This is a genomic window from Parvibaculum sp., from assembly GCF_039973015.1.
Taxonomy (GTDB): domain Bacteria; phylum Pseudomonadota; class Alphaproteobacteria; order Parvibaculales; family Parvibaculaceae; genus Parvibaculum.
The window spans coordinates 641,167-653,784 of sequence record NZ_JBDWLT010000008.1; the positions used below are offsets into that span (position 1 = coordinate 641,167).

The 12,618-nt window shown below is 64.0% G+C and carries 15 protein-coding genes and 1 riboswitch; of the genes, 5 read left to right on the forward strand and 10 right to left on the reverse strand.

Annotated elements, in window-relative coordinates; all coding sequences use genetic code 11:
• Positions 1 to 27 precede the first annotated feature (27 nt).
• Complete coding sequence (locus ABJO61_RS09185) at positions 28 to 1,002, reverse strand: NADPH:quinone oxidoreductase family protein (RefSeq protein ID WP_348324094.1); 975 nt, start codon at positions 1,000 to 1,002, stop codon at positions 28 to 30.
• Positions 1,003 to 1,128: 126 nt separating this feature from the next.
• On the opposite strand from ABJO61_RS09185, the gene ABJO61_RS09190 reads away from it, so the two are divergent.
• Entirely contained in the window at positions 1,129 to 2,010 is an 882-nt protein-coding gene (locus tag ABJO61_RS09190) for an alpha/beta hydrolase (protein WP_348324092.1), read from the forward strand.
• Here the strand turns inward: ABJO61_RS09190 and ABJO61_RS09195 are convergent.
• The 5 genes from ABJO61_RS09195 to ABJO61_RS09215 form a co-directional block, all read right to left on the reverse strand.
• Entirely contained in the window at positions 1,998 to 2,576 is a 579-nt protein-coding gene (locus tag ABJO61_RS09195; protein WP_348324090.1) for a TMEM165/GDT1 family protein, read from the reverse strand. The two genes, ABJO61_RS09190 and ABJO61_RS09195, sit on opposite strands and share 13 nt — an antisense overlap.
• 6 nt (positions 2,577 to 2,582) lie before the next feature.
• Positions 2,583 to 2,775: riboswitch (yybP-ykoY riboswitch) on the reverse strand.
• 61 nt (positions 2,776 to 2,836) lie between these two features.
• Positions 2,837 to 3,187 carry a DUF3147 family protein gene (locus ABJO61_RS09200; protein ID WP_348324088.1) on the reverse strand — a complete coding sequence of 117 codons (351 nt, stop codon included), beginning with the start codon at positions 3,185 to 3,187 and terminating at the stop codon, positions 2,837 to 2,839.
• Complete coding sequence (locus tag ABJO61_RS09205; protein ID WP_348324086.1) at positions 3,187 to 4,218, reverse strand: alpha/beta hydrolase; 1,032 nt, start codon at positions 4,216 to 4,218, stop codon at positions 3,187 to 3,189. The genes ABJO61_RS09200 and ABJO61_RS09205 overlap by 1 nt, the downstream gene beginning before the upstream one ends.
• 34 nt (positions 4,219 to 4,252) lie before the next feature.
• Positions 4,253 to 4,894, reverse strand: coding sequence for a TetR/AcrR family transcriptional regulator (locus tag ABJO61_RS09210; RefSeq protein WP_348324085.1), 642 nt, complete (start codon positions 4,892 to 4,894; stop codon positions 4,253 to 4,255).
• A gap of 197 nt (positions 4,895 to 5,091) precedes the next feature.
• The gene (locus ABJO61_RS09215; protein WP_348324083.1) at positions 5,092 to 6,519 is read right to left on the reverse strand and encodes an NAD(P)-binding domain-containing protein; all 1,428 of its coding nucleotides are present in this window, start codon (positions 6,517 to 6,519) and stop codon (positions 5,092 to 5,094) included.
• Between the two features lie 191 nt (positions 6,520 to 6,710).
• On the opposite strand from ABJO61_RS09215, the gene ABJO61_RS09220 reads away from it, so the two are divergent.
• From ABJO61_RS09220 to ABJO61_RS09230, 3 genes are read left to right on the forward strand one after another with little or no spacing between them, the layout of a single operon-like run.
• Positions 6,711 to 7,232 carry a PaaI family thioesterase gene (locus ABJO61_RS09220; RefSeq protein ID WP_348324081.1) on the forward strand — a complete coding sequence of 174 codons (522 nt, stop codon included), beginning with the start codon at positions 6,711 to 6,713 and terminating at the stop codon, positions 7,230 to 7,232.
• Positions 7,229 to 7,681, forward strand: coding sequence for a PaaI family thioesterase (locus ABJO61_RS09225; protein WP_348324079.1), 453 nt, complete (start codon positions 7,229 to 7,231; stop codon positions 7,679 to 7,681). The genes ABJO61_RS09220 and ABJO61_RS09225 overlap by 4 nt, the downstream gene beginning before the upstream one ends.
• A 44-nt stretch (positions 7,682 to 7,725) precedes the next feature.
• Positions 7,726 to 9,021 carry an MATE family efflux transporter gene (locus ABJO61_RS09230; RefSeq protein WP_348324077.1) on the forward strand — a complete coding sequence of 432 codons (1,296 nt, stop codon included), beginning with the start codon at positions 7,726 to 7,728 and terminating at the stop codon, positions 9,019 to 9,021.
• 3 nt (positions 9,022 to 9,024) lie between these two features.
• Here ABJO61_RS09230 and arsC read toward each other — a convergent pair whose 3' ends face one another.
• Genes arsC through ABJO61_RS09245 form a run of 3 tightly spaced genes read right to left on the reverse strand, consistent with a single transcriptional unit; the run spans position 9,025 to position 10,836 of the window.
• On the reverse strand, positions 9,025 to 9,375 hold the full coding sequence (gene arsC, locus ABJO61_RS09235; protein WP_348324075.1) for an arsenate reductase (glutaredoxin): 351 nt from the start codon (positions 9,373 to 9,375) through the stop codon (positions 9,025 to 9,027).
• Between the two features lie 16 nt (positions 9,376 to 9,391).
• Positions 9,392 to 10,462 carry a quinone-dependent dihydroorotate dehydrogenase gene (locus ABJO61_RS09240; protein WP_348324073.1) on the reverse strand — a complete coding sequence of 357 codons (1,071 nt, stop codon included), beginning with the start codon at positions 10,460 to 10,462 and terminating at the stop codon, positions 9,392 to 9,394.
• A gap of 2 nt (positions 10,463 to 10,464) precedes the next feature.
• A complete protein-coding gene (locus ABJO61_RS09245) occupies positions 10,465 to 10,836 on the reverse strand; it encodes a DUF952 domain-containing protein (RefSeq protein ID WP_348324071.1) in 372 nt (123 codons plus the stop codon).
• A gap of 221 nt (positions 10,837 to 11,057) precedes the next feature.
• Between ABJO61_RS09245 and ABJO61_RS09250 the strand changes: the two genes are divergently transcribed.
• Positions 11,058 to 11,702, forward strand: a complete 645-nt coding sequence (locus ABJO61_RS09250; protein WP_348324069.1) for a helix-turn-helix transcriptional regulator — start codon at positions 11,058 to 11,060, stop codon at positions 11,700 to 11,702.
• Between the two features lie 27 nt (positions 11,703 to 11,729).
• Here ABJO61_RS09250 and ABJO61_RS09255 read toward each other — a convergent pair whose 3' ends face one another.
• Positions 11,730 to 12,572, reverse strand: a complete 843-nt coding sequence (locus tag ABJO61_RS09255) for a hypothetical protein (protein WP_348324067.1) — start codon at positions 12,570 to 12,572, stop codon at positions 11,730 to 11,732.
• Positions 12,573 to 12,618 lie beyond the last annotated feature (46 nt).

Sequence of the window (12,618 nt, forward strand, 5' to 3'; positions counted from 1 at the left end):
CGCTCCTCGCAATGACGCATTATTTTTCTACATCTCGATGACGACCTTGCCGACGGCCTTGCGTTCCTGAAGCACGCGCATGGCGTCGACCGCGCGCTCCAGCGGGAAGCGGGCGCAGATGTAAGGGTCGATCTTTCCTTCCGCCGCGAGCCTGTCGATGGCTTCGATGTTTGCCCTGCCCGCCTCCGGGTCGCGGCGGCCATATTCGCCAGCGCGGACGCCGACGACGGAGAAGCCCTTTATCAGCGGCATGTTGACGGAGACGGACGGGATGCGGCCGCTGGTGAAGCCGATGATGAGGAGGCGGCCGTTCCACGCGATGCAGCGCACGCTTTCGTCGAAGACGTCGCCGCCGACGGGATCGTAGATCACATCCGCGCCGCGCCCGTCCGTCAATTCTTTCACCTTTTCGCGGAAGCCTTGCGTGACGTTGATGACGTGGTCGGCACCGCGCTCTTTCACGATTTTCAGTTTTTCGTCCGACGCCGAAGTGGCGATGACCGTTGCGCCGAGAAGCTTTCCCATCTCGACAGCGGCGAGGCCGACGCCGCCTGTGGAGCCATGCACGAGAAGCGTCTCGCCCTTTTGCAGGTGGCCGCGGCAGACAAGCGCGACATAGGCCGTGAGGTAAGCGGCGGGATAGGCGGCGGCTTGCGCGAAATCCATTTTGCCGGGGATGGGACGGCAGGCCTCGGCGGAAGCATTCACCTCCTCCGCGAAGCCGCCGATGCGGAGACCGGCGACGACGCGGTCTCCAACCTTCAGCTTCGTGACGCCCTCGCCCAGCGCCTCGACGAGCCCCGCCCCTTCCATGCCCGGCGAAAAGGGAAGCTCCGGCTTGAACTGGTATTTGCCCTGCACCATCAGGATGTCGGGGAAGTTAATCGAGCAGGCCTTGAGGCGGAGACGGACTTCGCCGGGGCCGGGCGGCGGGAGCGTCACGTCCTCCAGCCGCAAAACACTTATGTCTTCCGATAGCTCATTCACACGCATGGCCCGCATGGCATTCTCCCCGTAACGCTTATGGCAAATACTTTTGCGGCGAATGATAGGGGCACGGCCCCAACTTCGCCATGCTCGGCGCTAGAATGCGGCGGACGCAGGGGAAGCCCGGAGGGAAAGACAAGCATGATGACCGGCATGGAAGATGCGCGATTCGGCGTGGCGCATCTCGACAGGATTGCGCTGCACTATGCGGAGATGGGGCCGGAGGACGGGCCGCTCGTCATTCTGCTGCATGGCTTTCCCGATAATTGCCTCGGCTGGCGCCACCAGATGCCGGACCTCGCGAAGGCGGGCTTTCGCGTGATCGCGCCGGACCAGCGCGGCTATGGCGTGAGCGGGAAGCCGCGCGGCGTCAAAGCCTATGACCTCGACGAACTGGCCGAAGACGTTGTCGCGCTCGGGCGCCATTTCGGCGAGGAAAAGCTGCGCGTGGTCGGACATGACTGGGGCGCGAGCGTGGCGTGGTGGCTCTGCTCGACGCGGCCGCAGAACATGGAAAAGGCGGCGATGATCAACGCGCCGCATCCCGCGATCTGGAAACATGCGATGTATACGGACAAGGTGCAGCGCAAGAAGAGCCGCTATGTGAAGATGTTCCGCTTACGCGGCATCCCTGAATGGATGATGCGGCGGAAGAATTATGCGGCGCTGATCGAGGCGCTGGAAGGATCGGCGCGGGAGGGCGCGTTCGACAAGGAAGAGTGGGCACACTATCGCCGCGCCTGGAGCGAGCCGAAGGCGCTGACCTCCATGATCCACTGGTATCGCGCGCTGCTGAAGAAGGAGCTTCCCGCCGAACCGCCGCGCATCGAGACGCCGGTGCTGCTGATCTGGGGTGAGAAGGACCAGTTCGGCGATGTGAGCCTTGCGAAGAAAAGCATCGCGCTTTGCGAGCGCGGCGGCACGCTTTTCTTCGCGGAAGGTACGCATTGGGTGCTGCGCGAGGAAGCGGCGAGCATCAACCCGATGCTCATCACTTTTCTCCGCTCCGATCAGGACGCATAACCGAGAGCCGAGGCCAGCGCGACGAGGCCGAGCACGATGAAAAGCCCGGCGGTCGCGAGCCGCATGACGCCGAGCGGCACACGCTTTGCCGCCGCCTCGCCGAACAGGACGACGGGCACATTCGCCGCCATCATGCCGAGCGTCGTGCCTAGGGTCACGAGAGCGACGGATTCATAGCGCGCGCCGAGCGCAACGGTCGCGATCTGCGTCTTGTCGCCCATCTCCACAAGGAAGAAGGCAACCGCAGTCGCTACGAGGGGACCGAAGCGGGACGCGGCTTTCGTTTCCTCCTCGGAAGGCGGCTCGTCGGGGATCAAGGCCCAGAGGCCCATAAGCAGGAAGGAAAGGCCGAGCACCCAGGCGAGTATCTCGGGCGTGAGCCAGCTCGCGACCAGCGTGCCCGCGAAAGCCGCAAGCGCGTGGTTCGCGATGGTGGCAACGAATATGCCCGCGATGACGGACCAGGGCGCACGGAAGCGCACGGCGAGGATGAGCGCGAGCAATTGTGTCTTGTCGCCGATTTCAGCAATGGCGACGGCACCCAGCGATACGAGAAAAGCTTCCACGAGAAGACTCCGCTGCCGGGCGCGACAACCAATGACCCAACGCGCCCGCCCGGCAAAAGGCAGCACGTGAGCCAAAGGTCTCGCCAGTTCAGCGGTGCTGAGCGCGGACGCCACGGAACGGGAAAGTTCCGAGTTTGTTGACGCCCGCCCCTCTCTGCCTGATGCGGCGGAGGGCGGCTACTCCCCTAAGGACGAGATGGAATTAGCATGGTGAAATTCGGCGGACAAGGGAGCAAAGCGTGAGAACGACTCGCAGATTTTCAGAGCGCGATCCCGAACCGCGACGCGATCCACACCGTTATCAGGTACAGGATGACGGTCAGCGCGCAACCCAGACCGAGCGCGGGCCAGAAGCCGATGCCGTGCCGCAGCAGCGCCGGAAAGACGAGAAACATCGGCAATGAGGGCAGCACATACCAGAAGGTCGCTTCGGCATGTGCGGCGATGCGCTCCACATCGCCCGTGTCACGCCAGAGCCAGACGATTCCGAGAACCGATATGAGCGGCAGCGATGCGACGAGCGCGCCGAAGGCGGGGCTGCGCTTCGCCGTTTCGGAGACGACCATTACCAGCACGCCCGAAAGCGCAGCCTTGACGATGGCGTAGAACATCAGCGGTCCCTGAGCGCGGCACCGACATCGCGCGCGATCCGCTCGCAGGCGGATTTCGCGGCGGGAATGACGCCGGTCATGGCGGTGAAGGCGTGAGGCAGGCTGTCTTCGCAATGAGCGGTGACGGAGACACCCGCGGATTTGAGCTTCTCCGCATAGGCCGCGCCCTGATCGCGCAAGGGATCGAAACCGGCGGTCACGACGATCGCGGGGGCGAGGCCGGAAAGATCCGGCTCGTTCATGGGCGAGACACGAACATCCGTGGCTTCGGCAGGGTCGTTCAGATAATGCGCGCCGAACCAGTCCATGATCTCGCGCGTCAAAGGATAGACATCGGCGCAGCTCTCCATCGAGCCGCCCTTCCAGCTCCAATCGGTCACCGGATAGATGAGGAGTTGCAGGGCGGGGGGCACGAAGCCTTCGCGCTTCGCGGTCTGTGCGACGACGGCAGAGAGATAGCCGCCCGCACTATCGCCGCCGACGCCGATGCGGCCGGGCGCCATGCGCAGGCGCTCGGCATTGTCGTTCGCCCAGCGATAAGCGGCGACGGCATCCTCAACCTGGGCGGGGAACTTGTGTTCCGGCGCGAGGCGATAGGCGACGTTCAGGACCGGGCAACCGGCAATGCCCGCGATCATGCTGCAAAAGACATGGCAGGTATCGAGGTCGCCGATGACGCATCCGCCGAAATGAAAGAAGACGAGACCGGGCAGCGGGGCTTGCGCGCCGGCAGGCAGGTAGAGGCGCGCATCCATCGGGCCGCCGGGACCGGGCACCTGTAGCTCGCTGACCTCAACGCCGGGATGCAGCTCGCCATCGAGAAGGGCAAGGCCGTCCTTCGTGCCTGCGCGCGCGGTGGCGGGATCGAGCGTGGTGATGGAGGGCTGGCGCGCACCCTGCGCGGCGAGGAATTGCGCGCGGGCGTCGAGAATGCGCCCGTCGATTGCGCGCGGCTTGCCGCCCGACATCTTGACGAGCAGGTTATCGGGCAGTTTCAGAAGTGTGCGGACGATGAATTTCTGAAGGCTCATTGTTGTTTTCTTTCCTTCGTTTTCCGCGAGGAGGCTATTTGCCGCCCTTGTGCGGCAGGGCGCCGAGACCGCCAAGAACAAGCGCGGTTGCGAAAGCGCATGCTTCCTCGGCGTTCATTTCCGGGCGGCGCAACATGCGGTCGCCAAGCTCCATCGCGATGCCAACGACCGCCGCCATGAGATATTCCGCGTCCACATCCGGCAATGTGCCGTTGCGAATGTCTTCCTCGATATATTCGCGGATTTCCTCGAAGCCCGCGATCATTTCCGGCGTGTCCATGCGCACACGAACGGTGTTCGGGTTGCGGCGGATCACCTGGAAGGTATCGCGGTCGGTGGCGAGATAATCGAAATAGGTGCGATAGGCGTTGCGGATGAAATCCTCGAAGGTGCGCGAACGAATACGCTCGGCACGCAGGCGCGGACGGATGCGGCGCATACCCTCGTCCATGAGCGCCTCGAAGACCTCTTCCTTGCTCTTGAAGTAGTTGTAGAAGGTGCCCGAGGCGAGCCCCGTCTTGCGGATGATGTCGCGCACGGAGGTGGCGCCATAGCCCATATCGGCAAAGACGACCTTCGCGGCTTCCAGAATGGCCTCGCGATTGTTCTGCTTCGTCTGTTCGCGCTTACCGAGTTTCCTCGCCGGTGCAGGCGCGTCTTCGAGATCGGTACTCACACGGCACCGCCTGCCCCTGACGGGGTTTTACTGTCGCTCATCTTCCCTCCGGGGACCGGGCCGGCGATGCTGCCCCGCTCCGCCGGCCGCGCCCTGATTCACACATCATATCCCAACCTACTCGAATGACGACAATCGTCAACTTTCGGGGGGTGGTTTCCGGGAGCCGAAAACCATTTTATTTCATATGGTTATCCCTATTCCGCCGCCTGCCCCAGCGCGGACGACGCCCGGGGCGGCACAGGAAGCGGACTGCCCGCCGCTTTCGCACGCTTCTCGCCCTTCTTCCACTCCTTTTTGAGGTCGTGGCAGTAGATGTTGAAATCTACCTGCATCTTGTGGCGCGGGCTGTCATAGAAATGACCGATGAAGCGGTGCTCGTCGGCCGCGATCACACGTTCCATTTCCTCTTTGGCGGGCAGCGCATAATCGCCCGCGAGATAGGCCGCGAGCCAGCGTGCCTGCTGCTCGGCGAAGTTGGTGAGCGTGGGAAGCGGCTGCGCCAGCGCCATGAAAAAGAGATTCGGGATGCCGGGCTTCATCACGCGCTTGAAGAGCGGCAGGTGATTGTCCTTCACCTCGATGAGCGATCTGTCGAGGAAGGGGAATTCCACATTGTAGCCCGTCGCATAGACGACGACATCGACATCCTCCGTCGAACCATCGGCGAAGCGGATCCTGCCGCCCTCGAAACGCTCGATATTGGGCTTCATCCTTATGTCGCCGCAGCCGACGCGGGTGAGAAATTCTCCCGATACGGAGGGATGCGCCTCAAGCGGCTTGTGGTCGGGCTTGGGGAGGCCGTAATCCTCCATATTGCCAACGGCGCGCTTCAGCGCCTTGGCCGCCAGCCAGCGCTGCAGGGGCAATGGCATCCAGTGCGGCGCGGAGGCCTTGTCGGCCACACGCCCGCCAATATATTTCGGGAAGATGTAGACGCCACGGCGCGCGGAGACCCAGAGGTTCTTCGCGATGGGGCGCTGGGAAAGCTCGGAGGCGATATCCATCGCGCTGTTGCCCATGCCGACGACGACGATGTTCTTGCCGCGCATGTCGGTGGGCTCGAAGGGCGTGAGATAGGAGTGCGCATGCATCTGCACGCCATCGAACTCGCCGGGGAAGGCGGGCGTGGGCCAGCGCGGGCTCCAGTGATGACCGTTGCAGACGAAGAGCGCGTCATAGACATGCGTTTGCGACGAAGGTCCGCCTGCGCCGGAGCGGTCTATCGTGACGCGCCAGAGACCTTCGGGTGTGCGCTCGCAATGCGTGACCGCCGTGTTGAAGCTGATCTTTTCGCGCAAGCCGAAATGATCCACATAGTCGTTGAAATATTGCAGCACCTGCGAGTGATGCGGGAAGTCCGGGAAATCGTCCGGGATCGGAAAATCGTCGAACTGCATCCGGTATTTCGAGGTGTCGATATGCAGCGACTCGTAGCAGGCCGACATGCCGTTCTTGTTCTTGTAGGCCCAGTTGCCGCCGATGGTGTCCGACATTTCGAAAATGTCGAAGGGGATGCCGCGATCCTGAAGCGCCTTGGCGGTGGAAAACCCGCTGCAGCCCGCACCGATAATGCAGGCTTTGGGCATGGCGCGCGGGGAACCCGGCGCGGTTTGTTCCGGCATGACTTCTGCTCCGATATGAAATTTCAATAGGGGAAAGCTACAGGACAGAACCGGGCAAGGTCCAGAATGCGCGGCGGGAGCGGCGCGAGCAGGCACGAAAAGTGCGGAGACGCAACGTAAGCTGCCTGTTGACTTCCCTCTCCCCCAAGGCGCAATTAGAACAGCGGACGGCGGACCCGAGAGGCAAGTGAATGAGTGACGCAGATTTTTCTCCCGAACACCTCAAAATAATGAAGGACGTGCTTGTCGAGCATGTGCCGCATGCCAAGGCCATCGGCCTCATGGTGGAAGACGCGAAGCGCGGCGAAGCCTGGCTTTCCGTTCCCTATGCGGAAAAGCTGATCGGCAACCCGGAGACGGGCGTCATTCACGGCGGCGTCATCACCTCCCTGCTCGACAATGCCTGCGGGATCGCGGTGCAGCTTGCGCTGCCCGAACGCATGTCCATTGCGACGCTCGATCTGCGCATCGACTACATGAAGCCCGCGACACCGAAGCTCGACCTCATGGCGCATACCCATTGCTACAAGGTGACGAAGAACATCGCCTTCGTGCGCGGCACGGCCTATCACACGGACGAGGAAGACCCGATCGCCACCTGCGTCGGCACTTTCATGCTGGCGGCGAACCGCGCACAGCCCATGCCCATGACACCGGAAGCAGCGGCGGAAGCCCTGAAGATTCTCGGACAGAAGAAGGAGAACGGTGCATGAGCGACGCAAAGACAGGTTTCGACGTCAATGCGCTGGTGCAGGCGATCCCCTATGCGCGCTTTCTCGGCATCACGGTCGACCAGCGCGGCAACGAGATCACGACGGTGCTGCACTTCTCGCAACAGCTTATCGGCAATCCGGTATTGCCAGCGCTTCACGGCGGCACAATCGGCGCCTTTCTCGAAACGACGGCGGTTGCGCAACTTGCCTTCGAGTTCGCCGGGGCGGGGAACGGCAAGGTCGTATTGCCCAAACCCATCGGGCTCACCATCGACTATCTGCGCTCGGGCAAGCCGGTGGATACCTATGGCCGCGCGGAAATCACCAAGCAGGGACGGCGCGTCGCGACGGTGCGCGCGGAAGCCTGGCAGGACGACCGCTCGCGGCCCATCGCGGCGGCGCATGGGCACTTCCTGTTGCAGGCGGTGGACGACGCCGCCGCATCGTGAGCCATCGCATGACGGCGGGGGCGGGAGCCGGAGCGCGGCCGAGGGTGACGCATCGCGCGGTGCTCGCCATCGCACTGCCCATCGTCATTTCAAATATCTCGACGCCGCTGCTGGGGCTCGCGGACACCGCCGTCATGGGGCGGATGGGCGATCCGAAATATATCGGCGCGGTGGCGCTCGGCGCGCTCATCTTCACCATGGTCTACTGGACCTTCGGCTTCTTGCGCATGGGAACAACGGGGCTGACCGCGCAGGCGGCGGGCGCGGAGGACGGCGAGGAAATCCGCGCGGCGCTGGGGCGCGCGCTGCTCATCGCGGGCGCCATCGGCGTGGGCCTCATCGCGCTGCAATGGCCGATCCGCGCCATCGCCTTCGGACTGCTCGACGGGGGCGAAGAGGTGGAGGCGCTCGCGCATGTCTATTACGACATCCGCATATGGAGCGCGCCTTTCGCGCTGGCCAATTATGCGCTGACGGGCTGGTTCATCGGGCTTGAGCGGGCGGGGCTCGCGCTTGTGCTTCAGGTGGTGCTCAATACGGTGAACATTGCGCTCGACGTGCTGTTCGCGCTGGGGCTCGGCTGGGGCGTCCAGGGCATCGCGGCGGGGACGCTGATCGCGGAAGTGACGGCGGCGCTTGCCGGGCTTGCCATTGCAAGCCGCGTGCTCAGGCTCCACCCGGGTGTGTGGACGCGCGCGCGGCTTCTCGACGCGGCGCGGCTGGCGCGCACCATCGCCGTCAATCGTGACATCATGATCCGCACCATCGTGCTGCTGCTCTCCTTCGCCTGGTTCACGGCGAAGAGCGCGGAGGCGGGGACGGTGACGCTCGCCGTCAATTCGATCCTGCTGCAATTCGTGACGGTGAGCGCCTTTTTCCTCGACGGCTTCGCGCTTTCCGCCGAGACGCTTGTGGGCAAGGCGACGGGCGCGCTCGACCGGATGTCCTTCGACCTTGCGGCAAAACTCTCGACGCTCTGGGCGGGAGGCATATCGCTTCTCCTCACGCTTGCGATCTTTGTCTTTGGCGGTGCGGCCATCGACTTTCTGACCATCGATGCGGAAGTGCGGGCGGGCGGGCGCATCTATCTTTTCTGGGCGGCGATGCTGCCGGTGCTTTCGGTCTGGTGCTACCAGCTCGACGGCATCTTTATCGGCGCGACGCGGAGCAGCGAAATGCGGAACGCGGCGCTCGCCTCCAGCGCGATGTTTCTCGTGCTGTGGTGGCTCTTCCTGCCCTATGGCAATCACGGGCTATGGGCGGCGCTGGCAGGCTTCAACCTGACGCGGGCGCTCTCGCTCGGTTTTTATTTTCCGCGGCTGAGGCGCGGGCTTGCCTGACGTCTAGAGGATGTCGAGCACGCTTTCGGGCGGGCGGCCGATCTTCGCCTTCGCGCCCGACACCACGATGGGGCGCTCGATCAGGATCGGGTTTTCCGTCATCGCGCGAATGAGCTTTTCATCCGTCAGGCCTTCATCGGCAAGGCCCAACTCCTTGTAGACAGTCTCGCCTTTGCGCATGAGATCGCGCGGCGCCATCTTCAGTTTCTTCAGAATGTCCTGAAGCTCCGCGGCGCTGGGCGGCGCCTTCAGGTAATCGACGATCAGCGGATCGAGACCGCGCTCTTCGAGAAGCGCAAGCGTGGCGCGCGACTTGGAGCAGCGCGGGTTGTGATAGATGGTGGGGCGTGGCATCGATTTCCTCCGAATATTAGAGCTTCACATCCGCGCCGACGGCATCTTTCAGATGCGCGAAACCGTCTGCCGCGAGATGCGCGGCGAGGTCGCGCTTGATGCGGGCGACAAGCGCGGGGCCATCATAGGTGAGCGCGGAATAAAGCTGTACGAGCGAAGCGCCCGCGCGGATCTTCAGATAGGCATCGTCGCCCGAACCGATGCCACCCACACCGACAATCGGAAGGCGGCCCTGCGTGAGGCGGTACATCTCGCGCAGCACTTCCGTCGACATGGTGAAAAGCGGTGCGCCGGAAAGGCCGCCCGTCTCATGCGCATGGAGACCGGAGACGAGCCCTTCGCGCGCAATCGTCGTGTTGGAAACGATGAGCCCGTCAAGGCCCTGTTCGAGAGCGACTTCCGCGATGTCGGCCAACTCCTCGTCAGCGAGGTCGGGCGCGATCTTGAGGAGAACGGGGGTCGGCCTGACACGCCTCGTGCGGCGCGCGGCGAGGACGCGCGAGACAAGTTCGGCAAGCTCGTCCTTGCCCTGAAGCGCGCGCAGGCCGGGCGTGTTGGGCGAGGAGATGTTGACCGTGAAATAGGAGGCGAGCCCGTCAAAGGCGCGAATGCCCTCTTCGTAGTCGGCGATGCGGTCCGCCGAATCCTTGTTCGCACCGATATTGACGCCGACGATGCCGGTGCGCGGGTATGCCCCCTTGCGGCGGGCGGCGAGGCGCTTGTGCAATGCCTCGTGGCCCTCATTGTTGAAGCCGAGGCGATTGATGACCGCGCGGTGGAGCGGCAAACGAAAGACGCGGGGGCGCGGATTGCCGGGCTGAGGCCGGGGGGTTACCGTGCCGGCTTCGGCAAACCCCATGCCCATCGCAAGCATGGCATCGGGCACTTCGCCGTTCTTGTCGAAGCCGGCGGCGATGCCGAGCGGGTTTTCGAAATGAAGGCCGAAAAGATCGATGGCGAGGGAAGCGGGATCGGGCTCATCCTGGCGGGGGCCTAATCCAAGCCGCAGCGCGCGGATCGTCAGGCGGTGCGCTGTCTCGGGATCGAGCAGGCTCATGAACGGGCGGGCGAGCGGAAAGAGGTCCATGCTCAGCCTTCCGCCTTGCCGGTGACGTGAGCCGGGAAAATGTGTTCGCCGTCCTCGTTCAGGGGCAGCGGATCGACGCCGCGGACGGCCTCAAGCGAGAGCACATCATAGAGATGGGGAAAGAGCGCACCGCCGCGCGATGGCTCCCATTTGAGCGCCTCGCCAAGCGCGCCCGTATCGACCGCAACAAGGAGCAGGCCCTTGCGGCCGGAGAAATGGCGCGAAGCCGTTTCCGCCGCCTGTTCCGCCGTCGAGAAATGGATGAAGCCGTCGTCGAGATCGACCGGGGAGCCGATGAAGCGGCCTTCCGCCTCGGCCGCGGCCCATTCATGTTCGCTCACGATCTTGTAGACGAGGCCGGCGGGCGGCGGCATGGCAGTCCTTTCTGGAAATCGGGCTGGAAGGCGGAAAGTCGCGGCACTTTAGCGAGGGCCCAAGCGGGCGACAAGACGGGCAGGAAGGCGTGGAGCCGGAGAGAGGGGCGCAAAGATGGGAATAAACTCCGCTTTTCGGCTGTGCCAAAGGGCGGAGCTTGTGGCATTCTCTGCTTCCCCGACGGAAGACAGGAATTCAATCAGCCTCATGCAGCAGTTCCATGCCCCGCTCACTCTCGCATAACCGCCTCTGGGCGGCGATCGACGCGCTGGCCGCGCGGCATGGGCTGACGGCCTCGGGCCTCGCCAAGGCGGCCGGGCTCGACCCCACGACCTTCAACAAGTCGAAGCGCGTGACAGCGGCGGGGCGGCCGCGCTGGCCGAACACGGAAAGCCTTGCGCGCGTGCTCGACGCGACGGGCTCGTCGCTCGACGCTTTCCTCTCGCTCGTCACCAATGACGAAAGCCCGGGGAGAGCGCAGAAAAATGTGCCCCTGATCGGCCTCGCGCAGGCCGGGCGCGGCGGCTATTTCGACGATGCAGGCTTTCCGGCAGGCGCTGGCTGGGAGGAGGTCGCCTTCCCCGACTTCAAGGACGAACACGCCTATGCGCTGGAGGTGAGCGGAGACAGCATGGAGCCCTTCTACCGCGAGGGCGACATCATCGTCGTTTCGCCCGCCGCCGACATAAGACGCGGCGACCGCGTGGTCGTGAAGACCACGAAGGACGAGGTGATGGTGAAGGTGCTGGCGCGGAAGACCGCAAACCGCCTGGAACTCAGATCGTTCAACCCGGCCTATGAAGACCGGGTGTTCGATATGCAGGATATCGTGTGGATGGCGCGGATCATCTGGGCGAGCCAGTGACCGGCACAGTCGTCCGCAAATGCAGGATCAGCGCGTACGGTTCCGCGAGGCGGGAGATGCCGGCGGTGCGCGGCGGCCCAGCCCTTCGCTGACGATGCGGGCAGCTTCCGCCTTGTCATTCTTCTCCAGGGCCTGCTGCAAATGCTCCGCCGAACGGCAGAGAATTTCCTCCAATGCATCGCCGGGCGGGCGGGCAAGCATATCCGCCAGCAATTCCGCCGCGCGGGCACGGTTTTCCACGCCATCGAAACCTGAAAGCTGGAAGGCATATTGCCAGGCGATGGAGACATTGCCGGGATCAAGTTCCAGCGCGCGTTCATAGGCCGCAATACCGGCGGCAAAGGATGCGCCGTAGACCGCCGCGCCGAGCAGCCCGCCTTCATAGACGATTTCGAGATGCCAGCCGCCCAGCGCGGCATGGGCCCAGGCGTTGCCCTCATCGAGAGCCAGCGCTTCGCCGATATGCGCGCGGGCCTGCGTGCCGAGGCCTTCGAAATGCGCCTTTACGCCGCCTTCGCTGCGCGCGACGAGACCGAGGGCGACGGCAATAGCGAGATGGGCTTCAGGCAAGGCCGGGTCGCGGGACAGGGCGCGGCGGCCATCGGCAAGCGCAATCTGAAAACGGCGCAGGCGCTCTTCGCCCTCCGCCATGAACTCGCCGCGCACCGCCTCCGCGCGGGACGCGAGCGCATCGCCCTTCGCAGTGCGGAGCTTTCGCGCGAGCACGGCAGCCGACGCGAAATTGCCTGCATTGAATTCGGATTGCGCCGCGGCAAGGTTCGGCTCCGCCGCATGAGCGGGCGAGAACGTAAAAAGCAAAACGAGAAACAGGGCAATCCCGCGCCCGAAACCACCCAACACCTTGCGCATACTCCCTGACCGGCCAGCACCGGCCGCGCGCCATGTTGGGTCATAC